Raw genomic sequence first — 25,755 nt, forward strand, 5'->3', positions numbered from 1 at the left:
GGCGGCGCGTGGCTTGCCGGCCGAAAGCATGGGGCGGCCGGGGGCGGTGACCGATATCGGTCGGCACCAGGCGATATCAGGGTCATGGAGCATAGCTGCTCGGAAAATCAAGATGTACGATGTCACGCGACTTGAATTCGATAAAATTGGCAGGCGGCAGTCCGGCTAAACGAGGCTATTTGCGGAGAGACAAGCCGCAGATGGTGCAATTCAATCTCATCGAACGATTCAAGTTATACGACAACAGACAATAGGAATAAAGAATGACTCGCCACCGTGCCCTGAGCGCCATCGCGGCCGCCGTTTCGCTGGCCGCCGCCCTGACGGCCGCGCCCGCCGCGCAAGCCGCCACCTACGCCTATGTATCGAACGCCGACAGCGGCACGATCTCCGTGCTGCGGCTCGATACCGGAACCGGCGCTGTGACGCCGGTGGAAACGGTGCCGGTGGGCGGCACGGTGATGCCGATGACGCTGTCGCCCGATCATCTGCGCTTGTACGCCGGCGTGCGTTCGCAGCCGTATCGCGTGCTCAGTTTCGCGGTGAATCCGCTCGACGGCCATCTGGTCGAACTCGGCCAGGCGCCGCTCGCGCACAGCATGCCGTTCCTGTCGACCGACCTGAGCGGGCGCTGGCTGTTCTCGGCCTCGTACGACGGCGCGCTGCTGGCGGTGAACGCGATCGGCGCGGACGGCGTGGCCGGCCCGGTGCGGCAGACCATCCCGACCGGCCCGAAGGCGCACGCCATCCTGCCCGCGCCCGATAACCGCACGGTGTTTGCCTCGGTGCTCGGCGCCGACGCCTGGCTCAAGCTCGGCTTCGATGCGGCCAGCGGCGAGCTGACGCTCGAACCGAAGCCCGGCTATGCGCTGCCGCCGAAATCCGGCCCGCGCCATTTCCGCTTCTCGCCCGATCAGCGCTTCATCTACCTGATCGACGAACTCGACGGCAAGCTGCACGTGCTGGCGTTCGACCGCGATCACGACCGCGTCAAGCCGGTGCAGACCGTGTCGATCGTGCCGCCCGGTTTCGGCGACGCCACGCCGTGGGGCGCGGACCTGCACCTGACGCCGGACGGCCGCTTCCTGTACGCGTCGGAGCGCACCTCCAGCACGCTGGCCACGTGGCGCGTCGATCGCGCCACCGGCCATCTGACGCGGATCGCCACCACGCCCACCGAAAAGCAGCCGCGCGGCTTCGCGATCGATCCGTCGGGCCGTTATCTGTTGGCGGTGGGGCAGCTGTCGACCTCGTTGCAAACCTACCGCATCGACGCGCGCAGCGGCGCGCTCGCGCCGCTCGGCGAGACGCCGGTGGGCAAGGGCGCGAACTGGGTGGAGATCGTCGATTTCGGCGGCTCGAACGCGGACTGACCGGCGCGATGGCCGGCGGGCGTCGCGCTGACGCAACGCTCGCCGGCCCGCTCACCGGCTTTCATATCGACTGCGTAAGATCACGGATGGCCGTGCGCCCCGCCTCGTGCGAGGATCGCGGGCGACACGCTACCCAGGCCCCGGGCGCCGCCCGAACCGGCCAACACCCGAGGCGCGCGAGCGACCCATCCGATGGAACCCTTTCCGAGCCTGATGACGCGCCGGCTCGTGCTGCGCGAACTGCGCGCGGCCGACGCGCCGGCGCTGTACGCCATCCACGGCGACGTCGAGGGCATGCGCTGGTACGGCGCGGACCCGATGACGCTGCCCGCCCAGGCCTCGCGCCTGATCGATACCTACACCGCCTGGCGGATCGCCGGCAGCGGCCTGCGCTGGGCGCTCGAACGGCGCGAGGATCGCGCGCTGGTCGGCACTTGCGGGCTGTTCCGCTGGAGCCGGCCGTGGCGCAGTTGCGTGATCGGCTACGAGCTGGCGCCCGAGGCGCGCGGGCAGGGCCTGATGCGCGAGGCGCTGACGGCCGTGCTCGACCACGGCTTCGGCCCGATGGGCCTCAACCGCATCGAGGCGCGCGTGCATCCCGAGAACGCGCCGTCGTTGCGCACGCTCGATGCGTTCGGTTTCGTGCGCGAGGGGTATCAGCGCGAGGCCGGGTATTGGGGCGGGGCGTTTCGCGATCTCGCGCAATACGCGTTGCTGCGCGGCGAGTACCGGCCGGCGCGGTCTGTGACGCGCGAATGCGAGCCGGCGGACGAGGTGTTGCGGGTGGTTTGATACGAGCGCCCGAACACCGGATGGACGTGGTCTGGCGCGCAGCATGCGGCCGCTTCGTGCATCAACCTGCCCCCGCCGAGCCGAGCCGAGCCGAGCCGAGCCGAGCCGAGCCGAGCCGAGCCGAGCCGAGCCGAGCCGAGCCGAGCCGAGCCGAGCCGAGCCGAGCCGAGCCGAGCCGAGCCGAGCCGAGCCGAGCCGAGCCAAGCCAAGCCAAGCCCAGCCCAGCCCAGCAGCGTTACGCCACCGCCTTCAACAGCCCGGCCAGCCGCTCGGTCTGCTCGGCCGACAACGCTTGCAGCGGGCGGCGCGGCGCGCCGACGTCGTGCCCTTGCAGCTTGAGCCCGGCCTTGACGGTGGTCGGCAGGCCGCCCTTCAGGATGAAGTTCAGCACCGGCAGTTGCCGGTAGAACAGCGCGCGCGCCTCGGCCAGCGCGCCTTGCTGCGTCGCGCGGTAAAGCGCCAGCGTCAGCTCGGGAATCAGGCACGGCGCGGCCGTGCACCAGCCGGTCGCGCCGGCGCAGAACGCTTCGAGCGCGAGCGGGTTGCAGCCGTTGTAGAACGGAATCTCGCCGTTCGACAGCTCGCGCAGCGTGTGCATGCGCTGGATGTCGCCGGTGCTTTCCTTGACCATCGTGACGTTGTCGATCTCGCGCACGAGCCGCGCGATCAGTTGCGGGCTCATGTCGACGCCGCTGGTCGCCGGGTTGTTGTAGACCATGATCGGCGTCCCGACCGAGGCGGCGATCGCGGCGTAGTGATCGAAGATCTCCTGCTCGGCGAGCTTCCAGTACGAGATCGGCAGCACCATCACCGCGTCGGCGCCGGCCTGCTCGGCGAACCGCGCGCGGCGGATCGCGTTGCGCGTGGTCAGGTCGGAGATGCCGACCACCACCGGCACGCGCCGGGCGACCTGGCCGATCGATGCCTCGGCCGCCTCGTTCCATTCGTCCTCGCTCAGATAGGCGCTTTCGCCGGTGCTGCCGAGCGGGGCGATCGCATGCACGCCGCTGTCGACCAGGCGGTCGATGCCGGCGCGCAGCGCGGGGAGGTCGAGGGTGTCGTTCGCCGTGAACGGCGTGATCGGGTAGGCGATGATGCCGGCGAATTGCGGTTGGGACATGTGGACTCCTGACTGACTGGCTATCGAGCGAATGGGACGAATGGGACGAATGGGGCTAATCGGGGCGAATGAATCGGACAAGGCGTCGAGGCGTCGACACCCGGTTTAGCCGAGGCAATCGGGGTGGTGGCGCAGCGCGCGGCGCGCGTAATAGTCGAACGTCACGGCGTGGCGCTTGGGCGTCGAGGTCCAGTCGTGCGCCTCGTTGGCCAGCGGCGCCGGAATCGGCTGGATCGTGCCGGCCTGCATGGCGATCAGTTGCAGGCGCGCGGCGCGCTCCATCAGCAGCGCGAGCAGGCAGGCTTCCTCGACCGTCTTGCCGGTCACGAGCATGCCGTGGTGCGCGAGCAGGATCGCGCGCTTGCTGCCGAGTGCGCTCGAGATGATCTCGCCTTCCTCGTTGCCGACCGGAATGCCGGGCCACTTGGCCAGGAACGCGCAATCGTCGTAGAGCGGCGTCATGTCCATGTGCGACACCACCAGCGGCGTTTCGAGCATCGACAGCGCCGACACGTAGAGCGGATGCGTATGGATGATGCAGTTGACGTCCGGCCGCGCGCGATACACCCAGGTGTGGAAGCGGTTCGCCGGGTTCGGGATGCCCTTGCCGTCGAGCGTCTTCAGGTCCTGATCGACGCGCAGCAGGCCATCGTGCGTGATTTCGTCGAACCCCTGGCCGAGCGGCTGGGTGTAGAACGTGTCGGTGTCTTCCGCGCGGCAGGTGATCTGCCCGGCCAGGCCCGAATCGTGGCCCCCATCGAATAGAATCCGGCAGGTGAGCGCGAGCTTCTGGCGCGGGGTCCAGCGCTGCTCGGCGAGTTCGGCGTTCATCAGCGCCTGCGAGCGGGCAACGATTTCGGACTTCGTGAGGTTCAGTGTGTCGGGCATGACGCGCCTCCTGGCGATCAATCATTCAGGGTGTGACCGACCTGCCGTGCAGGGCAGGAAGTTGACGGCGTGTAGTATATGACACGACGTGTCATTTCGGTTCGGGAAAATTTGGGGAAATATCGGTGCTCGCGATTCGTTTGAAAATGTTGCGCAAGCAGTTGGGCCTGAGCCTGCAGGATCTGGCGGACCGCACGGCGCTGACCAAGAGCTATCTGTCGAAGGTCGAGCGCGGCCTGAACACGCCGTCGATCGCGACGGCGATGAAGCTGGCCGGCGCGTTGAGCGTGGACGTGAACCAGTTGTTTTCGGTCGCGCAGGGCGAGGAGCCGGTGACGGTGGTGCGCGTGGCGGACCGTGTGCCGGTCGCGCAGGGCGGGGAGGACGGCGGCAACGCCGATCAGCCGCGCTACGCAATCCTCTCGCCGCGCGGCGGCCATGCGGGGCTGGTGCCGTTCATGATCTCGCCGCCGGCGGAATTCGAGGCGTCGGATTACAAGGAGCACGAAGGCGAGGAGTTCCTGTTCGTGCACCGCGGCAAGGTCGAGATCGATTTCGCCGATCACAAGGTGACGCTGTCGGTCGGCGATGCGGTGCACTTCAATGCGCGCATCCCGCACCGGATCCGCTCGTTGGGCGCGCAGCAGGCGGAGGTGCTGCTGGTGGTCGGCGCGGACAAGACGGTGTTGTCGAAGGCCGATTGAGATCGGTTGAGTCCGGGCTTGTCGGGCCGCGTGCTGCTGATCGGACGGGTTGCGAGGCCCGTCGTGAGGGCGTTGATGAGGTCGGGCGCGAGGCCGTTTGCCATCTCGCCGATGAGGCCGTTTTACGCCGCAGGCACGCAGCACGCAGCACGCAGCACGCAGCACGCAGCACGCAGCACGCAGCACGCATGGCCGCCGGCCTGCGAGCCGGCGGCCATGCTTAAACCACCCGCATCAGAACGTATGCCGCAGGCCGGCCGTGACGGCCACCTGCTTGTCGGTCGACGACGGCGACAGCGTGTTGATCATCGCATGCGACAGCACCGAGCCGGCCGGCGCGCCGTGCACGTTCTGGAACACGCCTTCCAGGTAGATGTCGGTGCGCTTGCTGAGTGCGTAATCGGTCTGCAGCATCGCGGTGTTCCAGCCCGGCGACGCGCCGTTGTAGGCGCCGCGCGTGTAGGTGTAGGCGCCCGACACGCTCAACGCCGGGGTCAGCGCGTACTTGCCGTTCACTTCGTAGTTGTCGAGGCGCAGCGTGCCGTCCAGGCTGCCCGCCGAACTGTCGCCCGAGCCGAGGTAGCTGCCGGTGCCGAACGAGAACACGCCGGTGGCGTTGTCGATCTGCGTGTGGCTCCAGACCAGGCCGACGGTGGCCGCCCCGAACGTGTAGTTGCCGCCGAGCGACCAGATCCGCTGACGCTGCGAGACGAAGTTCGCGCTGGCGTCGCTCGACGTGATCGCGCCGGCCGCATTGCCCGCGTTGCTGAACTGCAGGTAGCCGGCCGCGAGATTCACGGGGCCTTGCGCGTACGACAGCGCGAAGCCGTACGCGCGGTTGTTGGCGAAGCTGCCGGCCTTGTTGCTGAAGCCGTACATGGTTTCGAACGTCAGGCCGTTCCAGGTGGGGCTCGCGTATTTCACGGTGTTGTTGACCACCACCGAGTTCGCGGCGAGGTTGTCGTTCTCGAACGGATGCGCGGCGATGCTGCCGCCCCAGGTGTTCAGCTCGGCGGTCAGCGGCCCGACCAGGTCGTTCAACACGTCGAACTGGCGGCCGAGCGTCAGCGTGCCGGCCTGGTCGCTCTGCAGGCCGACCCAGGCCTGCGAGCCGAACCCGTCGCCCGAGAACGCCTGCGCGCCGTTGTTGAGCAGGAAGCCCTGTTCCAGCTTGAACACCGCATGCAGGCCGCCGCCGAGATCCTCGCTGCCCTTCAGGCCGAACACCGTGTTCTGCGTCGAGCTGCTGTTTTCCTGCCAGGCGCTGTGGCCGAGCTGGTTGTTGGTGTACACGATGCCGGTGTCGATCAGGCCGTAGAGCGTGACGCTGCTTTGCGCATGCGCCGACGTCGTGACGGCAAACGCACCGCACAATGCGGCGGCGATCAGGGTGGGTTTCATCGTATGGCCTCCAGAAGGGACGATAGGGAATAGCGGAATGCGAGACTACGTTGCCGGATTGCCGAAATGACCGGTGGAATCATTGCGCGCGGTGGATGCGCGTAATCGATTCAGGTGAATCGACGCAAATCAAACGGCGCTGCGTGCCGCGCCTGGCAGGCTTTCTGGGCGGGCGTGGCGGCGTTCGCATGACGATCGGGCAATGGGCCGCATGATAGGACGACGAAAATAAAAATGGCGTTGAAATACCCCGAGCGTGGTATTAAAAAAACAGAAACGATTTTCAGATTAATGATTGGGGAAATCGATTCGAGCGGATATTGACATTCTCGCAATGCGCTAAACGTGTGCAAATCGCATGCGTTGTCTTTCTATCGATTTAAATATTTATTACCGATTGCTTTCGTCATTGCGGAGAGCCGGGGGCAATGCGATGATGGCGCGCCATGCGTTGCCGTTTGCGTAGCAATCCGCGCCGGCCGCGCCCCTTGATCGTCTGTCATGCACCGAAGGAGCGCACGCTTGCGTCCTGTCATTGTTCTCGCGTTGACCGTTGCGGCGCTGCTGTCCGCCTGCGCCGGCTCCGACACGCCGCGCACCCCGCAACCGGCGCCGGTCGTGCATCCGGCCGGCGCCACCGGCGCGCAACTGCTGCCGGCCGGCTATGTCTGCCAGGATTGCGCGATGGATTTCATCGTCACGGCGATCCGCCCGCCCGCGCACGGGCTGATGCTGGCGCGCGGCGGCTTCATGACGCCGCAGTCGCTGTGGCTGGTGGTCGATTACGACAGCGGGCGCATCACACGGGTGGTCACGGCCGCCGCGCGCGACGCGGCCGGCAATTTCACCTTGCAGCGCGTCGCGCAGGAAGGCGCGGCGTTGAGCGAGGGGCAACTGCGCGGCATTCGTTCGGATGCCGATGCGATCTGGGGCGCGTTGCACACGATGCGCTCGACGTCGTCCACCGACATGACCTGGAGCCTTTATCTGATCGACGGCCGCGCGGTGCGCCACGAATTCGGCATCGGCCTGCCCGGCGAGGACGCCGCGAAGCTGGCCGATACGCTCGACAACGTCGTGCGGCAGCAGTTCGGCCGTTGAGCGGGCAGGGGCCGCTTCGACACTTGCGCCAAGCCCGTTCGCCCGCCGACGGCCCATCCGGTTGCATGCCGCATCGCGGCTTCAACACGTTCCGCCGGCACGGCGTGGAGATGGAGGTAGGGATCGTCGGCCCGAACCGCGCGAGCGCGACGATGATCGACAGGTACGCGACGCGCTCGCACCGAAGTCGAAGGGCGGGGCGCAGGCATCAGGGGCGGCCGTCACCCGCCCCATACGCCGGCGTTACGTCGTGCGGCCTTACTTCGCCGCCAGCGCGGCTTCCACCGCGGGATCGCGCCACACGTTGGCGGCCACGTCGAGCTTCTGCGGGATCAGCTTGACGCCGTAGAACGCATCGGCCACGGCCTGCTGAGAGGCGACGATCTTGTCGCTCACCGGCACCGCGCCGAACGGCACGCGCTTGAGCCAGGTTTCCACCAGCGCCGTGTCGAGGCCGACCTTCGGCGCGATGATCGCGGCCGTGTCGGCCGGATGCGCGTTGACCCACAGGCCCGTCTCGCGGATCTGCCGCAGCACCGCGCCGACGATGTCGGCGTGCGAGCCGGCGAAATCGCGCGTGGCCTCGTAGAAGTTGTACGACGCCACCAGCCCCGTGTAGTCCGACAGCGTGCGCACCTTCAGCGCGCTTTGCGCGGCGGCATAGTACGGGTCCCACACCACCCACGCATCGACGTCGCCGCTCTCGAACGCGGCGCGCGCGTCGGCGGGCGCGAGATACACGGGGTGAATGTCTTCGTAGCGCAGCCCGGCCTTGGTCAGCGCGGCCAGCAGCAGGTAGTTCGAGCTGGAGCCTTTCTGCAACGCGATCTTCTTGCCGCGCAGCGAGGCCACGTCGCGGATCGGCGAGCCGGCCTTCACGAAGATCGCCTCGTTGTGCGGCGCGGGCGGCTCGGCGCCCACGTAAACAAAGCGCACGCCGCCGGCCTGCGCGAACACGGGCGGCGGCGCGCCGGTGTAGCCGAAATCGATGCTGTTGGCGTTGAGCGCTTCGAGCAGTTGCGGGCCGGCCGGGAATTCGAACCACTTGATCGCATAGCCGAGCGGCTTGAGCTTCGCGTCGAGCGCGCCCTGCGCCTTGACCACCGCGAGCAGGCCCGCCTTCTGATAGCCGATCCGCAGCACGTGATCGCCGCCGTCCTGCGCGCAGGCGGAGGGGGCGGCGGTCGCGGAAATCAGCGTGGCGGCGGCGAACAGGGTAGCGGGAAGCCAGCGCGAAAGGCGGGCGAGGCGGGGCGATGCGAAGGACATCGGGCAATCTCCGGAGCGGCGCCGAACGGCGCGATTCATCGAAAACGGCGGCCCTCGTGCATCGGGGGCCGCCGCATTCGAAAAATCGTCGCACGGGCATCCGCGCGGACCAACCAAGCATTGCCGATATCAATATGACGACGGCGCGACTATGGTTTCTAGCGCTTGCCGCGCGTGTTGCCGGGGGGATCGGCGGCCGGTTGCGCTTCGCCGCGCGAGGCTTCGTCGCTGAGTCGCTTGTCGAGGATGGTCGCCACGCGGCCGCCCAAATAATCGCCGGAGGCCGCTTCGAGCGCGCGGTTCATCTCGGCCTCGACGAACGTGGCCGACAGCGGGCGCAGCCGCCAGATCGAATCGACCAGCGCGGGCACGTCGGTGGCGGGCGGCAGCGAACCTTCGTCGTAGCGGTCGAGCCGGCGCACCACCAGGTCCACCAGCACGCGCGCGATGGCATCGAAGTGCGGCCGCGCGATCGCCATCGCGTCCACCAGGTCGCGCACCGGAATGCCTTCGCGGGCCAGCGCGCCGGCCGCCTCGATCAGGGCCGGGGTCTTCGCGACGAACGACAGGCCGCGCCGTTCGAGCAGCCCGAGTTCGGTCACGCGCAGCAGCGAGGCCGGCGTCTGCGGGCCGAACAGCGACACGAGATCGGCCAGCGAATAGGTTTTCGGACGCTCGTGCGACCAGCGTCCGCCGATCGCGTTCTCGAGGCCGAGAATCGAGCGCAGGTCGTGGCCGTCGTCGATGGCCTTGATCAGATCCTGGATGTTCGACAGCGTGTAGCCGCGCGCGAGCAGATGGTTGATCACCTTGAGTCGCGCGACGTGGGTGTCGTCGTAGATGCCGACCCGGCCGCGTTTGCGCGGCGGCGTGAGCAGGCCGCGATCCTGGTACGCGCGCACGTTGCGCACCGTGGTGTCCGTCACGCGGGCCAGCTCGTCGACGGTGTACTCGTTGGAGATCGTGCCGTCGGAAGGCGGCTCGGCGGGAGAGGGCGAGGTCGGTGTCGGCATGCGCGGATTTTAGCGTGTGTGCGTGAAATCGTCGCGAAGTACGCGGTGCACTGCGGCGTCGCGGCCGGCACCGGGCCGGATCGCGCGCGAGCGGCGGGCGTTGGCGCTGCCGGTATTTCGGAAATTGCAACGCGGGTTCGCGTGAGCGCTCGGAGACATAAGGGCCTGAAGAGGTACCGAAGTCGCCACTATGCGCGAGATCAAACTTTTGCGTAACGTCCTTCGATTTTTGTTTTATTAGGGAAAACACAATATCAAGTTTTGTCTGTTTTTTCCGTAAACACCGGCAGCAATTCCCGTGCGCGCGAGCGCCATCAGCCCTGTCGACGGTCCGCCATGAACGCCCTGTTTTCCCGTTTTTCGATTCGCACGCGCCTTTATTCGACGCTCGCGCTGGCTGCCTTGATCCTCTGCGTGACGGGCGTGATCGGCCTGGCCGGCATGCAGAATTCGAACGACGCACTGAAGGACGCCTACGCCTCGCAACTGGCCTCGCAAACCGCGCTGGCCTCGGCGAACCTGAACCTGACGATCGTGCGCACCACGCTCGACCGCGCGATCCTCCACCCGGATCGTCCGGACCTGGCCTCGGTGCTGAACAAGGCCGAATCGTATCTGGCGATCTCGGACCACGCCTGGCAGGACTACAGCGCGCTGCCGCGCCACGAAGGCGAGCAGCAGTTGGCCGATGCGGTGGGCGTGGCGCGCTCGGCGTTCATCGCGCAGGCGATCCGGCCGATGATCGACGCGATGCGCAACGGCCATCCCGATCAGGCCGATCAACTGATGATGAAGACTTCCCCGGCGCTGTCGGTGGCGTTGAGCAAGGCCTCCGTCGAACTCGACAAGTACGGCATGGCGCGCGGCAAGACTGTCTACGACGGCGCGCAGAACAGCTTCTCGCTGCTGCGCCTGGTGTCGGTGGTCACGATCGCGTTCGGCCTGGCCGCCTGCCTCGGCTGCGCGATCGGCCTGCACTACGCGATCTCGCGCCCGATCTCCGAGCTGCTCGAACACTTCCGCCGCCTGTCCGACGGCGACCTGACGCGCGAACTGACCTGGACCTCGCGCGACGAAATGGCCGAACTGGTGACGGGCGTCACGCGCATGCAGCGCAACCTGGCCGACACGGTGCGGCGCGTCTCGCACGGCACCGAATCGATCGCCACGGCCACGCGGCAGATCTCGGCCGGCAATACCGATTTGTCGCAACGCACCGAGGAGCAGGCCGCCGCGCTGGAGGAGACGGCCGCCAGCATGACGCAACTGACCACCACGGTGCGCCAGAACGCCGATCACGCCCGCGACGCGCGCGAATCGGCCGACGACGCGAGCCGCATCGCCTCGCAGGGCGCGACGGTGGTGGGCGAGGTGATCGGCACCATGAACGACATCGATCGCAGCTCGCAGCGGGTGGCCGACATCATCGGCACGATCGAGGGCATCGCATTCCAGACCAACATCCTGGCGTTGAACGCGGCGGTGGAAGCGGCGCGCGCGGGCGAGCAGGGGCGCGGCTTCGCGGTGGTGGCGGGCGAGGTGCGCACGCTGGCGCAGCGTTCGGCCACGGCGGCCAAGGAGATCCGCGCGCTGATCGGCGAATCGGTGGAGCGCGTGGCGGCTGGCTCGCGGCTGGTCGGCACGGCCGGCAACACGATGAGCGAAATTCGCGAGGCGATCACGCGCGTCAACGACAGCATGGCGGCGATCGCCACTGCATCCGACGAGCAGCGCGACGGCATCGAGCAGGTCAGCCGCGCGGTGTCGCAGATGGACGAGGTGTCGCAGCAGAACGCCGCGTTGGTCGAGCAGGCCGCGGCGGCCGCGGCGGCGCTGGAGGAGCAGGCCGACGGGCTGCGCGACGCGGTGCGCGCGTTCCGCGTGGCCTGAGGTTGACGTTGAGTGATGTTGAGTTAAGGCAGGAAGCAAACAGGCGGCAAGCCCGAAGCGCGTGACGAATGGCGCGCTGCCTTGTTCGGGCTTTATTCGGGCTTTATTCGCGCCTCATTCAGCCGGCGCGATTCGCGCGGCCGCACGTTCCGACGCCACCACGATCAGTTTCATCGTCGCGCGCGTGGCGCCGACGAACAGCTTGCGCGCCGCGCGCGCATCGAAGCGCTCGAAATCCACTTCGGTCAGGATCACGCACGGCGCGGCCTGCCCCTTGAAGCGATAGATCGAATCGAGCAGCACGTCGCCGTCCTGATATTCGGGCGTACCGAACAGGTCGTACTTGCCGGTGAAGCGGCGCACGCGGTGCGGCCCGAGCTGGTCGAGCGGCGTGAATACCGAATGCTCGCGGCCACGATACGACAGCACCGCGATGTCCTGCTTGCGAAAACCCAGCGACAGCGCCTGCGTGATGGCGCGCTTGGTGGCGTCGATGCAGGCCTCGCCGGTGACGTCGCCGTCGTCGTAGGCATTGAAAGTCACGCCCGAATCGTCGAACGGGCTGCCCGATTTCAACTCGGCGGCGAGCGGCTCGAATTCCCCCACCACGTTGCGCAGGTAATGCAGCACGTCGCGCGGGCTGCGGTAGTTGGTCAGCTCGCGCAGCGTGACCCAGCCGTCGAACGGCACGTCGTCGCGCGAATAGAGCGCCTGCAACGGATCTTCCAGCCACCACCACGCGCCGCCGGGGCTCAACACGCGGCCGAGCGCGGCGGCCCACGCCGGCTGGAAATCCTGACCCTCGTCGACGATCAGCACATCCACATGCCAGCGTTCCGGCACCGGGGTGTCGGCGAAGCGCGCCTCCAGGCGCGCGAACGCATCGGGTTCGCTGAAATCGGGCGTGTGGCCCGCGTCGCGCAGCACCGAATCGCAGAACTGGTGGTAGTTGGCGATGATCGCGCTGTCGGGCGCGACGCGCTTGATCGAATCGGCCAGCGGGCGGTTGAAGCACACATAGAGCACGCGCTTGCCGGCCGCCACGGCGTCGCGCATCACGCGCACCGCGAGCTGGGTCTTGCCCGAGCCGGCGGTGGCGATCACGCGCAGGCGGAACGGCTCGATTTCCAGGCGGCGTGCCCAGGTGGCGAGGCCTGCCGACAGCCGCGTGACGAGCGTGTCGGCCTGACCGACCAGCGCGCTGGTGTCGGGCGCGAGCGACAGCTCGTCGGACAGGAAGTGGTGGATCTTGGCGGCGCTCGCGAACGGCGGTTCGTCCTCGGGCAGCAGGCTCGCGATCACGGCGGCGAGCTGGTCGCGGCGCGAGGCGTCGACGATCCGCTCGGGCGGCAGCCCGGCGATCGCCGGGTTCGCCACGGTGTGATCGGGGCAGTAGAGCAGCGCATCCACGCCGTATTCGCCGGCGCCGAACGCGGCGGTCAGGCGGCGGTGCAGCGTTTCCTGCATGTGCGCGAGCTGGATCGCCACGTTGCGCTCGGTCTTCATGTAGACCTTGGCCAAGCCCTTCGGCGTCTCGCGCAGGAAGCCGGCCTTCTGCTCGACCAGCAGCACGCGGCCGGACGGGCTCACCACCACGAAATCGGCCTCGCCGAACACCGAGAAATGATGATCGGGGCGGGTCCAGTGGACACCGTGATACACGATGTACGCGGCGGGCAGCGCGTGTTCGAGCATCGCGAGCGTGTCGCGCTCGCGTTGCGCGGCGCCGGTGGCGGCCAGGCTTTGCCAGTCGTCGGGGATGATGCGGGCCATGAAGGGACTCGGAGGGGAGGGCGCCGGCTATTGTACGCAGGCGCATGGCCGGCGTGGCGGCCTGTCGCAGCGTGTTGCGGTGCTGCCCCGGTCTGCAATCCCGGTCAGCCTGGCGGTGCCGCCGCGTGGCGGCCCGCTGCGCGCATGGCCGGGCGCGATGCCCGGCGCGCGCTCAACTGCGTGCGTTCAGGCGCGCGCGAGCCGCTTGGCCAGATCGGCGCAGAGCAGGCCGAGCCGGCCTGGCTTCTCGTAGCAGGCCACGTCGAAGGTGCGCATCACGTCGCTGATCTCGGCCTCGCTGGCCTGGCCCGACAGCAGCGCGCCGGTCAGCACGAAGATCGGTGCGCCCGGGTTGTCCGAGGTGCGTACGGCGCGGATCGCCGAGATGGCGGGGCGGCCTTCCACCAGCCATTCGGTCAGCACGGCGTCGAACGCCTGGCTTTGCAGGGCATCGAGGAAGGTGGGCAGGCGCTCGAAATGCGCGGTGGCGAAGCCTTGCTCGTCGAGATGGCGGCACACGGCATCGGCGGCCACGCGGTCGGGATCGATCACGGCCACCAGCATCCGGTCGCTTTCGGCGCGGCGCGGGTAGATCTCGATCTTGTGGACGTCGTAGGCGCTTTGATAGAGCACGCCGGTGTGGCGCAACACGCGCCAGCGGCCCTGATGCTCGTAGGCGACGAATTCGGGCCGCGCGCCCGGTTCGAGCAGCGCGCCGATCCAGACGGTGCAGGGGATTTCGGTCACGCCGGCGAACAGCACGGCGTCGTGCGCGCTCGCGCCGACCATGCCGGGGTCGAGCGACTGCGCGCCGAACAACTGCGCGGCCGGCTCGCCATAGGCTTCGGCGACCTTGCGGATCTGGGAGAGGGTCCAGGGGCTGCTGCCACGCAGCTTGCGATGCCCTTGGGAAAAACTGAGATCGAGAATGCGGCACAGCTCGGTGGTCTGCTGCCGTTTTCCTATGCCGTTGCGGCTCATCAACTCGCGCACGCGTTCGGCGACGGCGAGGGAATCCGTGGTCACTGCTTCGTTGGCCATGCTGCGGGTGCGATCGGGTCGAAAATGTTGCTGTACGACGTTTGGGTCTGACGGACGAAGCCGCTTGTAGTAGAGCGAGCCGACCGGCCACGCACGCAAACGTTAACTTTACCGCAAATTGGAAAGTGCTCCGCCGACATTTACACCGGCGAATGAGAAAGCTGTAACCAAACTTTGCCGGATGTCGCGTCGGGCGCGGATTCCGGTCGATCGTGAAGTTTTGTGTAAACGTTTCCGGCGGCTACTTGACGCCCTCGGCCAAGCGGTTGAGCGCGCGATCCGGCCGTCTCCGGCGCCGGCCGCGCGATGCATTGCGCGCGTTGGCACACGTCGCATGGTACGCAGCGTGCCACGGCTGTATGACGGTGTGTGGTGTGCGGTTGTCGCCGGCATGCGCGCCGCCCTTTTTCGGACGCATAACGGTGCGCACCGCCGCCGGTAGAATGGCGCGCTGATTTGCCCTTTTTGCCCGATCGGCTTCGTCGTCACTGATTCTCCTAACGCCCGCATGACCACCACCTATCCACTCCATCGCGCGTTTTCGCGCGCCGACGCACCGTTTCCCGCCGAGGCCGACGTCGTGATCGTCGGCGCCGGCATCATGGGCTGCGCCGCCGCCTACTATCTGGCGCGACGCGGCCTGAAGGTCGTGGTGTTCGACAAGTCGCGCATCGCGGGCCAGCAATCCACGCGCGCCTGGGGCTTCGTGCGCCAGCAGGGCCGCGAATCGGCCGAGGTGCCGCTGATGATGGCCGGCATGCGGATCTGGGAAGGGCTTGAACAGGAGCTTGGCGCGGATCTCGAATGGCGGCAGGGCGGCTGCCTCTATCTGGCCGACAACTACGAGGATCACGCCACCTATACGGCCTGGCTCGACACGGCCCGCGAGCATGGGCTCGATACCCGCATGCTGTCGCGCGACGAAGTGGGCCGCCAGGTGAACGGGCTGTCCGCGCCGGTGAAGGGCGGCCTTTACACCGCCACCGACGGTCAGGCCGAGCCGCGGCGCGCCGCGCCGGCCTTCGCCGCGAAGGCGATCGAGCTGGGCGCGCGCTTCTTCGACGGCTGCGGCGTGGCATCGATCGAGACGGCGAATGGCGCGGTGACGGGCGTGGTGACCGAGCGCGGTTTCGTGAAGGCCACGCGGGTGATCTGCGCGGCCGGCGCGACCAGCTTCCGGTTGCTCGACGGCGTGGGCATCCGCCTGCCGCAGCAAACCGTGCGTGGCACCTGCATCCGCACCAACGCGCTGCCGGCCGTCTCGGCCGCGACGATCTGGGGCCACGGGCTCGGCATCCGCCAGCGCGCGGACGGCGCGATCAACCTGGCCGACGACATGACCGTCGACCTCGATTTCACGTTCGGCCATCTGCGCGGGCTGTCGATGTATCTGCCGGAGTTCTGGAAGCATCGCGAGAAATTCCGCGTGCGGGTGGACGGCGCGCTGCTGGCCGACCTGCGTCGCCGGCTGTCGGGCGGCTACGACGCGATCGAGCCGCGCGATCCGCAGCCGCGCCCGAACCCGGCGCAGGGGCCGCGCGCGCTGGCGCGGCTCAAGGCGATCTTCCCGGCCCTGGCCGCCGCGCAGGCCGTGGAAACCTGGGCCGGCCTGATCGACGTGCTGCCCGACGGCATCCCGGTGATCGACGCGCCCGACGCGGTGCGGGGCCTGGCGATCGCCACCGGCTTCTGCGGCCACGGCTTCGCGATGGGGCCGATCGTCGGTCGGCTGCTGGCCGAGATCGTCGATGCGGGGCAGTCGTCGCTCGACCTCGGCGCGTTCCGCGCACGCCGTTTCGCCGACGGCACGATGACGCGGCCGCGCAGCATGCTGTGAGCGCGCGGCGGCGGAGGCGACCGTGCCGTTCCGGCGGTTCCGGCCGATCGTGCCGTATCGGCCCGCACCCGGCCCGCACCCGGCCTCGCGCACCAGCGGCAGCGGCCCGCCTCGCCCTGCGCATGGCGCTTGGCAAGCCGCGCGCTTGTCGGCATGATGCTGGGCCAGACCCCGCCGCGCTGTGCCAGCTCGTGGCGGGTACACCGAAGGAGCGCAGCGTTCGCTGCATCGATGAATCACTCGTGCCGTCCCCTTTTTTCCGGCGCCACGCGCCTTGCGCGTCCGGCGCCGGCCGTGTCGCGTCGTTTAGCGGCGGGGCCTGCGGGGCCGGCCGACCGGCGGGGGCGCGCGGCGGCCGTCTTCGCGGCGTTGGCCGCGACCCTGGCGCTGTCGCTGGCGGCGCGCCCGGCGCGGGCCGACGGCGTCGATCTCGCGGCGTCGCGGTTCCAGTCGATGCTGAGCTGCGCGCCTGGCGCGCACTGGCCGTCACCGGCCGAGCGTACCGCCTGGCGTGGCGTGGGCATGGCGTTTGTCGGCTATGCGCATGACGGCAGCGTGGTGGTGGACGCTGGCCGCGACGCGCCGGCCGATCGCTGGGAGGAAATGCGCGTGCGCTTTCCGCGCCCGGTTGCGATCGAGGGCTTGCCCGTGACTCAACTGCATCTGTCGCGGCAGCAAAGCGGCGACACCGAAGTCGATTACGACCTGACCGTCTACGCCGAAACCACCGGCGAACTGGCCGCCTTCGCCGCCGCGCGCCGGCTGGTGCCGATGCCGTCGGCCGTGCCGGCCGGGCTCGACATCGGCAACAACATGGAAGACGGCCACGCCGCGGGCTTCCACGCCAGCTACCTGCACTGGGCCGCACCGCTTTCGAAGCTGCAGGCCGAGGCGCTGGCCGAGCCGGGCAGCACCTATCTGCCGGGGGCGCACCGCTTGCCGTCCGTGCGGTTTGCGGGGGCGCTGGCCGGGACGACCGGCCGTTTCGCGTTCGGCTGCGTGGTGTTCGGGCCGGACGTCACGCCGATCGACGGGATGTAAGTGTGTGAACGCACCGCGGGCTGGCCGCGCACGCGGCTTGCTCGCGCCGGTGGCTGCGCGCCGGGCGCCCGCCATGCTTGCGGCAACCGGATGCGGACGCAACATGTTGCGCCGCAACGCCCGGCGGCGTGGCCATCGCCACGCACCCGGCCGGCGGCATCGATGCAAAACGACACAAAAAATGACGATGACGTGTCAACGCATGAGGCAAGCTGCGCCACTTCCCAGTGTTTGAAAAACATCGTGTCGTGTTTGCCAAAATCCAGACGAAACTCGGTACCATTCCAGCGTTTTTGCACGATCCGAGAGCCATGAAAGTTCGAAATGCGAGTCTGTGGGCGCCAGCCGGCATGCGGCGCTGGGCCACTGCGGCCGGCGCGCTGTCGCTCGCGATCGCGGTGCGGCTGTCCCTGCATCCACTGCTCGGCCCGATCATGCCCGGCACCGCGTTCGCGATCGCGGCCGTGCTCGTCGAATACTATCTGGGCCTCGCGCCGGCGCTGACGGTCATGCTGCTCGGCCTCGCGATCGCCGATTTCCTGTTCGTGCCGCCGTACGGCTCGATCGATGCGGTCACCACCATCACGCGTGGCGATGTGGTGCTGCTGGTGTCCTATCCGCTCGTCACGCTGCTGGTGATCGTGCTGGTCGAGCGGCTGCGCCGCGCGCAGTATCGCGCCCAGCTCGTCACGGCGGTGGCGCAGTCGCGCTACGAGATGCTGCTGCGCCAGGACAACGAGCGCGCGCTGGCGCGCCGCGCCGTCGACGAAACCCACCGCCTGTTGCGCCACCTGGCGCAGCACCAGCAGGACCTGATTCTCATCAAGGCGCTCGCGCGCGACGCGATGCAGCGTGCGCAGGTCGGCCAGAGCGTCGACGCGCCGCTGCCGTTCGACGGCGAAGTCGCCCCCGGCCGGCTGTTCCAGGAAGTGCATCCCGACGATGCGACGCGCGTGTCGAACACGCTGTCGGCCGGCAGCCATCGCGTGCGCATGCAGGTGTCGGCGCAGGCCGGCGATTTCCGGCTGACGCAGTGCGTGTGCGAGCGCTTCACCACGCACGCCGGCGATTTCCTGGTGCTGCGCACGACGCCGCAGGAGGCTTGAGATGAACGCGAACGACATCGGCCAGGCCGCGCGCCCGTCGGGCGCCGCGCCCATCTTCAACGAAGGCGACGGCCACGCGGTGCTGCTGCTGCACGGGCTGTCCAGCTCGCCGCTCGAACTGCGCTATCTGGCGCGTTATCTGCACGACGAAGGCTTCACGATCAGTGCGCCCGTGATCGAGGGCTACAGCGCCGGCTCGACCGAGCTGCCGATGGAGCGCTGGCTGGAGGGCGCGGTGCGCGAGTACGATGCGCTGGCCGCGCGCTACGAGCGCGTGTCGATCTGCGGGCTGTCGATCGGCGGCGCGCTCGCGCTGCGGCTGATCCGCGAGCGGCCGGGCGCGCAGGCGCTGGCGCTGCTGTCGCTGACATTGACCTACAACGGCTGGGCGATCCCCTGGTATCGCTTCATCCTCGATCTGGCGTATTACACGCCGCTGCGCCATCGCTATCGCTACCGCGAGGCCGAGCCGTTCGGGCTGCGCAACGAGGCGCTGCGCGCCAAGATCGCGCGCGCGATGGAGCGCGATTCGTTCAGCGAGGTCGGCCCGTCGGAAATTTCGCTGCCGGCGCTGCACCAGGCCAACCGGCTCGCGCGCCAGGCCAGCAAGGGCGTGGAAAGCATCGAGAACGACACGCTCGTGATCCACGCGATCGACGACGAAACCTCGAGCCCGCGCAACCCGAATTCCATCATCGACCGGATCGGCGCGAGCTTTTTGCGCACCATCTGGCTCGACGATTCGTATCACATGATCACTTCCGATAACGAACGGGAAATCGTTGCGCGCGAAACCGCGCTGTTTCTGCGTGAGAGCGAGATTGCGCACGGCGCCGGCGCGGGGTCGCCGCCCGTCGTGTCGAAAGCGCTCGCGCGGCGGCTGCGTCAGCTCGCGGCGGTAGCCCGCAAGACCAAATAAATGAAGCCAGTTTCGATTCCCGCGAAGGCGGCCTGCGCGGCCGCCGTCATGTTGCTCGCCTCGCACGCGCAAGCCGATTCCGATACCGACGCCACCGCCAGCGCGTCGCCGTGGAAGATCACCGTCGGGCCGGGCGTGTACGTCGCGCCGCAATATCCGGGCTCGCGCCACCTGAAGGCCTATCCGTTTCCGGCGCTCGACATTTCCTACCGCGACCGCTTCTTCTCGCAAGGGCCGGACGTGCTCGGCTGGAACGTCGTGTCGAACCCGAACTACCACCTCGGCATGGCGGTCAGCTTCGACTTCCAGTCGCGCGACGCGAAGGACGACCCCCGGTTGCGCGGGCTGCCCGACGTGCACGACGGCCCGAAGCTCAAGCTGTTCGCCGATTACACCGTGTGGGCGTTCACGGGCGCATTGGCGGTGTATCGCGACGTGGTCGGCTACGGGCAGGGCACCACGGCGAGCGCCGATCTGTATGCCTCGCTGCCGCTCAAGGGCTGGCTGTTCTCGATCGGGCCGGGGCTGACCTGGGCCAACGGCGCGTACACGCGCACGCTGTTCGGCATCTCGCCGGCCGAGAGCGCATCGTCGGGGCTGCCGACCTACGGGACCGGCTCGGGCGTGCGCGACGTGCACCTGAATTTCTACATGACGCACGACTTCTCGCGTCACTGGGTCGGCACCCTCAATTCCACGCTCGGCCGCCTGCAGCGCTTCGCGGCGAACAGCCCGGTGACCGAGCGGCGTACCGAGTGGACCACGTTCGCCTCGCTCGGTTACCGGTTCTGAGCCGGGGCGCGGGCGGAACCCCGCGCGCCGCAGCAGCGGCGGAGTCGGCCAATCGCCGGTAGCATGTGGCGTTGACGCGCGTGGCGCGGGCGCGGCGATCCGCACGGCCCGCGTCGTGTGCCCGGTTTTTTGCGCCTTTCTCCTTTCTCGGAACCACCGACCGCGATGAACGACTCCCTTTCCCTTGGCCGCCTGCTCGCGCAGGCGCACACGCACCACACGCAGATCGACACGCTGCCCGAAGGCGTCACGCCGGCCGACGCGAACGCGGCCTACGACCAGCAGCACGTGCTGGTCGAGGCGCTCGGCGGCGCGATCGGCGGCTGGAAGGTCGGCGCGAAAACGCCGGACGGCCCGGCGCAGGCCGCGCCGCTGCCGGCGCACGGCGTGACGCAGGGCGATACCTCGGTCTACACGGCCGACGCGGGCCGTCCGTTCGGGCTGGAACTGGAGATCGCGTTCCGGCTCGGCCGCCGCTTCGAGCCGAGCGACACGGCCTATTCGGACGCCGAGGTGCTCGGCGCGATCGCGGGGGTGGGCGCGACCATCGAGGTGGTGGGCAGCCGCTTCGCGAAGCATCCCGACGTCGATCGTCTGGCCCAACTGGCCGACCTGCTGAGTCACGCGGCGCTGGCGTCCGGCGAGTTCGTGCCGTATCGCGACGACCTGCCGTTCCTCGCGCCGCCGCTGTCGTTCACGTTCAACGGCCAGCCGCTGTTCGCGGGCACGCCGGGCAACCCGGCCGGCGACCCGCGCCGGCTGCTGCCGTGGCTCGTCAATCACGTCACCGTGGCGCGCCGCACCGCCATCACGCCGGATCAGATCCTGACCACCGGCACCTACGTGGGCCTCGTGCGCGCCGCGGGCAGCGGCGTGGCGATCGGCGAGATCGCCGGGCTGCCGCCCGTCACGCTGACGATCGCCTGATCGTCCGGCCGCCGCTATCGCATCGTCTCGATAAGCATTGCAGCAATTCGGATTTGGCTTGCGGGCCGGTTTGATTACCATCGGCGCTCCGGCCGGCCGCTTCCGGCAGGCCGCCGCGCTACCGCAAACCGAACCACGGATACCAACACGACGATGCGACACGGGCACCCGAATTTCCCCAGCGACGATGCCGATCTGACGGCGCCCGGCGCGGCGCGCCGCGACTGGCTCAAGGCGGTGGCGGCCGCCGCGCTGGCGCTGGCCAGGCCGGCCGCGATCGGCTCAATCGGCGCGGGCGGCCTGGCCGCGCTGGGTGCGAGCCGCGCCGCGCTCGCGGCCGGCGATACGACGCTGCGCATCGGGTATCAGAAATACGGCAATTTCGTGGCGCTGAAGGCGCGCGGCTCGCTCGAGAAGCGGCTCGCGCCGCAGGGCGTCACGGTGCGCTGGATCGAATTCCCGGGCGGCCCGCAACTGCTCGAAGGGCTGGCGGCGGGCGCGGTCGATATCGGCACGGTGGGCGAGACGCCGCCGATCTTCGCGCAGGCCGGCAAGGTCGATTTCGTCTATATCGGCGCGGAGCCGCCGGCGCCGAAGGGCGAGGCGATCGTCGTGCCGCACGATTCGCCGATCCGCAGCGTGGCGGACCTGCGCGGCAAGAAGGTCGCGCTCAACCGCGGCTCGAACGTTCACTATCTGCTGGTCACGGCGCTGGAGGCCGCGAAGCTCGACTATCGCGACATCCAGCCCGTGTACCTGGCGCCGGCCGACGGGCGTGCCGCGTTCGAGCAGCATGCGATCGACGCCTGGGTGATCTGGGATCCCTACCTGGCCGCGGTCGAGCGCCAGACCGGCGCGCGCACGCTGCGCAACGGCGAGGGCCTGGTCAGGAATACGCAGTACTACCTCGCGAGCCGCGCGTTCGCGAACGCGCATGCGGACCTGGTGCACGCGGTGCTGGCCGAGATCGATGCGACCGACGTGTGGGCGCGCGACCATATTCCGGCGCTGGCGGCGCAACTGTCGCCGCTGGTGGGGCTCGATGCGGCCACGCTCGAACTGGCGCTGGGCCGCGCGAGCTATCAGGTCGAGCCGATCACCGACGCCACGCTGGCCTATCAGCAGCAGATCGCCGACGCGTTCACGGCGCTCAAGCTGGTGCCGGGCAAGCTCGACGTCACGCAGACGCGCTGGGCCGCGCGCTGAACGTGGCGCGGGCGGTTTGCGCCGTCCGTTTTTCTGCCGATCGATCGTTGCGCCTGCAACGAGAGGGCATGAACCGACATGGCGCGCAGCCGGCATTCTGCCGGCTGCGCGCCGAACCTCAGGCGCCGAACCTCAGGCGCCGAACCTCAGGCGCCGAACCTCAGGCGCCGAACCTCAGGCGCCGAACCTCAGGCGCCGAACCTCAGGCGCCGAACCTCAGGCGCCGAACCTCAGGCGCCGAACCTCAGGCGCCAGCCGGCACGGCCTTGCGTGCCGCGAAATCCCAGCGCAACGCCTGTTTCGTATCGACGCGCACCGGCAGCAGGCCGGCGTTCTTGAACGTATCGGCGATCTGTTGCTGCTCGCCGTAGTTGGCCGGCAGCACCGCGCGCACGAGGTAGCTGCGGCGCGCGTTGGCGCGTGCGATGGTGGCGGCGTCGAGCCCCCAGATCGGCGCGAGCACGGCCGCGGCCTCATCCTGATGCGCGCGCAGCCAGATGCTTTCCTGCGTCAGCGCGTCGAACAGCGCCTTCACCACGTCGGGATGGGCGGTCGCGTACTCGGTCGAGGCGAGGTAATAGCGCTGGTACGAGGCCAGCCCCTTGCCGTCGGCCAGCACCTTGACGTCGGGGCGGCGATCGACCGATGCGACGTACGGGTCCCACGTGATCCAGGCCGCCACGCTGCCGCGCTCGAACGCGGCGCGGCCGTCGGCCGGCGTCAGGTAGTGGACGGAGACGTCGGCGGGCGTCAGCCCCGCCTTGGCCAGCGCGGCCAGCAACAGGTAATGGCTGCCGGCGGCCTTGGTGGTGGCGATGTCCTTGCCCTTGAGCCCGGCCAGCGAATCGATGCCGCTGTCGCGCTTGACGACGATCGCCTGCGCGGATGGCGACGGCGCTTCCTGCGCCACATACACGAACCGCGCCTGCGCGGCCTGCGCGAACACCGGCACCGTATCGGCCACGTCGGCGCTGAAATCGACTGCGCCGATGTTCAGCGCCTCGGTCAGCGGCAGGCCGCTGGCGAACTCGTGCCATTCGACGCGCGTCTGCAGCGGCGCGAGCGCGCGGTCGAGCGTGCCGCGCGCCTTCAGCAGCGTGATCAGCGTCGACGATTTCTGATAGCCGATGCGCAGCACGTTGGGCGCGGGCTGGGCGGCGCGCGCGAACGGGCCGGTGGCGGACAGCGTCAGCGCGAGCAGGGAACGGGAAAAGGCGCGGCGCGTGAGTCGGGACATGGAGCGGATTCCTGGAACATGAGCGGTCAACGAATCCGCTAACGTAACGGTTTCGGCTGCTGCAGCGAACCGATCATTTCAGCTATCGATATCCGCGCGCGGACTATTCACGCGCCGTCAGATATCGACCTGAAACCCCTTCCAGTTCAGCATGTGCTCGCGCAGGTCGAACACCTCGCCGTCGGCGGCGAACGTGCCGTCGCCGCGATGATGGAGCACGCGCCGTTCCTCGCGCGCGTCGTCCACGGCGGCGGCCACCGCGCGCAGCACGAACAGGTCGTGGCGCTCGGCGAGCGTGTCGTCTTCCACCACGCACTCGATGTTGTACAGGCAGCCGGCCAGGCGCGGCGGCGCGACCTGCTTCGACGGCCGCGCGGTGAGGCCGAAGCGCGCGAACTTGTCGACGGCCGCGCCGCTGCAATTGCCGATGTCGACCACGGTGCGCACCCAGTCCGCGCCCGGCACCGCGAGCACGCATTCGCCCGTCTCGCGCAGCGCGGCGTGGCTGTGGTCCCACGGGCCGATGATTGCGCCGATCAGCGGCGGCGCGTGGCGCATCACCATGTGAAAGCCCATCGTCATGACGTTCGGGCGCACGCCGTCGTGCGTGACGACCAGCACCACCGGGCCGGATTCGAGCAGGCGGTAGGTTTTCGACGGATCGATCTCGCGCAGGGCGGGTTGGGCGGGCATCTTGGGAGCCTCCAGCGGGGTGGCGCGGGGGATGCGCCGGTTGGGTCCGCCGATTGTCGCGCAGCGCGCTCGACGGCGCTGGGGCCGTGCGCCGATGGGTCGGACGGTCGGCGAGTCGGCAAGTCGGCAGATCAGTGGACCGGTGGACCGGCGGTTCGGCCGGCCGCCTCGCAGGCCCACCGGCCGACTGGAAAACGCATGCCCGTGGATGGTGTACATTGGCGCGACCCTCACTCGTCAGCCTCCGCCGCCCCCGATCATGAACGCCCGAAGCGCCCGCCCGGCCAGGGCGCCGGACCCGAAAACCGACGTACGCATCTGGCGCGCGCCCGAGCTGGCCGCCGACCTGCTGCACGGCGATTTCCACGATTTCTCCTACGACGTCCACACTCACGACACGGCCTGCTTCGCGCTGATCACCGAGGGCGCGATCCGGATCCGCATGCATGGCAGCGAGTTCGTGGCCAAGGCGGGCGACCTCTACGCGATCGACGCCGACGCGCCGCACGCCGGCTGGCCAGTCGATGCGAGCGGCTGGCGGCAGCGCACCGTGTACGTGCGCACCGAGCATCTGCGCTCGCTGCTGGCCGACGGCGGCGCGGCCGAGCGCGGCGCGGCGATTCGCGGGCCGATCATCGGCGACGCGAGGCTCAACGCGTTGTTCTGCCGCGTGCATCGGGATTCCGAGGTGCAGGCCGATGCGCTGCGTCGCGAGGAGCGTTACCTGCGGTTTGTCGCGCGCCTGTTCGAGCGGCACGTGCACGAGCCGCTGGTGCCGCGCGAGGCCGGCGCGGAGCCGCAGGCGGTGCGCATCGCGCGCGAATTCCTCGATCACCGGCTCGACAGCCAGGTGCATCTCGACGAGATCGCCGGCGCGGCCGGGCTGCCGGTGTTCAGGCTGTTTCGCGCGTTCGAGCGGCATCTCGGCATGACGCCGCATGCGTATCAGCGGCAGGCGCGGGTGCGCTCGGCGATCGCGCTGATGCGGCTCGGCCGGCCGCTCAGCGAGGTGGCCGCCGCCACCGGCTTCGCCGACCAGGCGCATCTGACGCGTTCGTTCCGCCGCATGATGGGCGTCACGCCGGGCGTGTTCCGCGATGCGGCGCTCGGGCGGCGGCGCGGCGCCTGAGGCGCGCCGCTCGCTGGCTTCGACTCCGGTTCGCCTACTTCAACAAACCGAGATTCGCGACGATCTTGCCGATCGGCTTGCGCGCGCCCGCCAGCGCGACGCCGACATAGCGCAGCGTGGCCGTGTCGACCAGCGCCACCGCATCGCGGAACGCCGAATAGTCGGTGGTCTGCTGGCCCTGCACCGGGAAATCCACCACGTCGCAGCCGGCCGCCACGGCCTTGTCGCGGATCGCGGGCAGCGCGTCGGCGTCGGCCGCCAGCACGGCGATGCCGATCGGGATCAGGCCCGGATGCGCGATGCCGCTGGCATCCACCAGCGGCGGGCCGACCAGGGCCGGGTGGCGCTGGCCGAGCGTCAGCGCCAGCACGGCGGCGGCGTTGGCCGCGCGGCCCGGCGGCAACTGGCTGTCGACCACGATCACGCAGCGCTCGGGCGTGACCGGGGCGGCGGAGGCGGTTGGGGTGGCAGAAGAAGGGGAAAGGTCCTGCGTCATGCGGATG

23 protein-coding genes are annotated in these 25,755 nt (G+C 68.9%); 13 read left to right on the forward strand and 10 right to left on the reverse strand.

All coding sequences use genetic code 11. The features are described 5' to 3' along the window. Nucleotides 1-263: 263 nt before the first annotated feature. Together AB4851_RS11605 and AB4851_RS11610 are read left to right on the forward strand one after the other, a co-directional pair. Nucleotides 264-1,373 (forward strand): lactonase family protein, encoded by a 1,110-nt coding sequence (locus AB4851_RS11605; protein ID WP_414447320.1) that lies wholly within the window; start codon nt 264-266, stop codon nt 1,371-1,373. 192 nt (nt 1,374-1,565) lie between these two features. Then, the gene (locus AB4851_RS11610; protein WP_414447321.1) at nt 1,566-2,165 is read left to right on the forward strand and encodes a GNAT family N-acetyltransferase; all 600 of its coding nucleotides are present in this window, start codon (nt 1,566-1,568) and stop codon (nt 2,163-2,165) included. Between the two features lie 235 nt (nt 2,166-2,400). Here the strand turns inward: AB4851_RS11610 and AB4851_RS11615 are convergent, their stop codons facing one another. Then, nucleotides 2,401-3,285, reverse strand: coding sequence for a dihydrodipicolinate synthase family protein (locus tag AB4851_RS11615; RefSeq protein WP_414447322.1), 885 nt, complete (start codon nt 3,283-3,285; stop codon nt 2,401-2,403). A 105-nt stretch (nt 3,286-3,390) separates the two neighbouring features. After that, a complete protein-coding gene (locus AB4851_RS11620; RefSeq protein ID WP_414447323.1) occupies nt 3,391-4,173 on the reverse strand; it encodes an aldolase in 783 nt (260 codons plus the stop codon). Between the two features lie 146 nt (nt 4,174-4,319). Here AB4851_RS11620 and AB4851_RS11625 point away from each other — a divergent pair, with 146 nt between their 5' ends. Continuing rightward, the gene (locus AB4851_RS11625) at nt 4,320-4,877 is read left to right on the forward strand and encodes a helix-turn-helix domain-containing protein (protein WP_414449173.1); all 558 of its coding nucleotides are present in this window, start codon (nt 4,320-4,322) and stop codon (nt 4,875-4,877) included. A 234-nt stretch (nt 4,878-5,111) separates the two neighbouring features. Here AB4851_RS11625 and AB4851_RS11630 read toward each other — a convergent pair whose 3' ends face one another. Next, on the reverse strand, nt 5,112-6,278 hold the full coding sequence (locus AB4851_RS11630) for a porin (RefSeq protein WP_414447324.1): 1,167 nt from the start codon (nt 6,276-6,278) through the stop codon (nt 5,112-5,114). Nucleotides 6,279-6,800: 522 nt separating this feature from the next. Here AB4851_RS11630 and AB4851_RS11635 point away from each other — a divergent pair. Further along, entirely contained in the window at nt 6,801-7,379 is a 579-nt protein-coding gene (locus AB4851_RS11635; RefSeq protein ID WP_414447325.1) for a hypothetical protein, read from the forward strand. A 258-nt stretch (nt 7,380-7,637) separates the two neighbouring features. On the opposite strand, the gene AB4851_RS11640 is transcribed toward AB4851_RS11635, so the two are convergent. Then, nucleotides 7,638-8,648, reverse strand: coding sequence for an aliphatic sulfonate ABC transporter substrate-binding protein (locus AB4851_RS11640; RefSeq protein ID WP_414447326.1), 1,011 nt, complete (start codon nt 8,646-8,648; stop codon nt 7,638-7,640). A gap of 158 nt (nt 8,649-8,806) precedes the next feature. Beyond that, nucleotides 8,807-9,661: a MerR family transcriptional regulator gene (locus tag AB4851_RS11645; protein WP_414447327.1), complete on the reverse strand. Its 855-nt coding sequence runs from the start codon at nt 9,659-9,661 to the stop codon at nt 8,807-8,809. Between the two features lie 336 nt (nt 9,662-9,997). Here AB4851_RS11645 and AB4851_RS11650 point away from each other — a divergent pair, with 336 nt between their 5' ends. Beyond that, complete coding sequence (locus AB4851_RS11650) at nt 9,998-11,551, forward strand: methyl-accepting chemotaxis protein (RefSeq protein ID WP_414447328.1); 1,554 nt, start codon at nt 9,998-10,000, stop codon at nt 11,549-11,551. A gap of 114 nt (nt 11,552-11,665) precedes the next feature. On the opposite strand, the gene AB4851_RS11655 is transcribed toward AB4851_RS11650, so the two are convergent. After that, nucleotides 11,666-13,324: an ATP-binding domain-containing protein gene (locus tag AB4851_RS11655; protein ID WP_414447329.1), complete on the reverse strand. Its 1,659-nt coding sequence runs from the start codon at nt 13,322-13,324 to the stop codon at nt 11,666-11,668. A gap of 186 nt (nt 13,325-13,510) precedes the next feature. Then, a complete protein-coding gene (locus tag AB4851_RS11660; protein ID WP_414439496.1) occupies nt 13,511-14,365 on the reverse strand; it encodes a helix-turn-helix domain-containing protein in 855 nt (284 codons plus the stop codon). A gap of 508 nt (nt 14,366-14,873) precedes the next feature. On the opposite strand from AB4851_RS11660, the gene AB4851_RS11665 reads away from it, so the two are divergent. From AB4851_RS11665 to AB4851_RS11695, 7 genes are all read left to right on the forward strand, one after another. After that, complete coding sequence (locus AB4851_RS11665; RefSeq protein WP_414447330.1) at nt 14,874-16,202, forward strand: NAD(P)/FAD-dependent oxidoreductase; 1,329 nt, start codon at nt 14,874-14,876, stop codon at nt 16,200-16,202. Nucleotides 16,203-16,496: 294 nt separating this feature from the next. Further along, nucleotides 16,497-17,243, forward strand: coding sequence for a hypothetical protein (locus tag AB4851_RS11670; protein WP_414447331.1), 747 nt, complete (start codon nt 16,497-16,499; stop codon nt 17,241-17,243). A gap of 311 nt (nt 17,244-17,554) precedes the next feature. After that, nucleotides 17,555-18,349, forward strand: a complete 795-nt coding sequence (locus AB4851_RS11675) for a DUF4118 domain-containing protein (RefSeq protein WP_414447332.1) — start codon at nt 17,555-17,557, stop codon at nt 18,347-18,349. 1 nt (nt 18,350) lies between these two features. Beyond that, nucleotides 18,351-19,268, forward strand: coding sequence for an alpha/beta hydrolase (locus tag AB4851_RS11680; RefSeq protein ID WP_414447333.1), 918 nt, complete (start codon nt 18,351-18,353; stop codon nt 19,266-19,268). Next, entirely contained in the window at nt 19,269-20,060 is a 792-nt protein-coding gene (locus tag AB4851_RS11685; protein WP_414439491.1) for a MipA/OmpV family protein, read from the forward strand. A gap of 165 nt (nt 20,061-20,225) precedes the next feature. Further along, entirely contained in the window at nt 20,226-20,987 is a 762-nt protein-coding gene (locus AB4851_RS11690) for a 2-keto-4-pentenoate hydratase (protein ID WP_414447334.1), read from the forward strand. Nucleotides 20,988-21,140: 153 nt separating this feature from the next. Further along, nucleotides 21,141-22,193, forward strand: a complete 1,053-nt coding sequence (locus AB4851_RS11695) for a sulfonate ABC transporter substrate-binding protein (protein ID WP_414447335.1) — start codon at nt 21,141-21,143, stop codon at nt 22,191-22,193. Between the two features lie 244 nt (nt 22,194-22,437). Here AB4851_RS11695 and AB4851_RS11700 read toward each other — a convergent pair whose 3' ends face one another. Then, entirely contained in the window at nt 22,438-23,430 is a 993-nt protein-coding gene (locus tag AB4851_RS11700; RefSeq protein WP_414447336.1) for an aliphatic sulfonate ABC transporter substrate-binding protein, read from the reverse strand. Nucleotides 23,431-23,547: 117 nt separating this feature from the next. Beyond that, nucleotides 23,548-24,123 carry a flavin reductase family protein gene (locus AB4851_RS11705; RefSeq protein ID WP_414447337.1) on the reverse strand — a complete coding sequence of 192 codons (576 nt, stop codon included), beginning with the start codon at nt 24,121-24,123 and terminating at the stop codon, nt 23,548-23,550. Between the two features lie 259 nt (nt 24,124-24,382). Here AB4851_RS11705 and AB4851_RS11710 point away from each other — a divergent pair, with 259 nt between their 5' ends. Further along, nucleotides 24,383-25,252 (forward strand): AraC family transcriptional regulator, encoded by an 870-nt coding sequence (locus AB4851_RS11710; protein ID WP_414447338.1) that lies wholly within the window; start codon nt 24,383-24,385, stop codon nt 25,250-25,252. Nucleotides 25,253-25,286: 34 nt separating this feature from the next. Here the strand turns inward: AB4851_RS11710 and AB4851_RS11715 are convergent, their stop codons facing one another. Further along, nucleotides 25,287-25,748 (reverse strand): DUF2000 domain-containing protein, encoded by a 462-nt coding sequence (locus tag AB4851_RS11715; protein WP_414447339.1) that lies wholly within the window; start codon nt 25,746-25,748, stop codon nt 25,287-25,289. Between the last annotated feature and the right edge of the window lie 7 nt (nt 25,749-25,755).

Source organism: Burkholderia sp. 22PA0099, assembly GCF_047497165.1.
Taxonomy (GTDB): Bacteria; Pseudomonadota; Gammaproteobacteria; order Burkholderiales; family Burkholderiaceae; genus Burkholderia.